Genomic DNA, 262 nt, shown 5'->3' with positions numbered 1-262 from the left:
ATCATGGATCTTTCTCATACTTTCAAGGACCTGTCTGCCAAGGTTGATTCTGGTTTCGACGATGCCGTTGAGCAACTCACCCGCCACGTGGCAGTCCGGTCGGTTAGTTCCCAGCGGCCCGACGGCGTGAGGTCCGGAGCCGAGTTCGTTGCCGCCGCTGCCAAGGAGGCCGGTGCCGCCGACGTCACCGTCGTCACGGAGAACGACGGCCTTCCCGCTGTCATCGCCCACTGGCCGGCGCCTGAGGGTATGCCCACTGTCC

Annotated in this window: 1 protein-coding gene; it reads right to left on the bottom strand. The window is 63.7% G+C overall.

Going from position 1 to position 262, the window contains the following annotated elements; genetic code table 11:
* Positions 1-231, bottom strand: a 231-nt coding sequence (locus ACSNOK_RS34745) for a hypothetical protein (protein WP_436784698.1), incomplete at its 3' end; no start/stop codon positions are given.
* Positions 232-262 lie beyond the last annotated feature (31 nt).

The sequence above is a fragment of the Streptomyces sp. URMC 126 genome (assembly GCF_051386555.1).
GTDB lineage: Bacteria > Actinomycetota > Actinomycetes > Streptomycetales > Streptomycetaceae > Streptomyces.
This window is presented reverse-complemented; position numbering and strand designations above follow the sequence as displayed.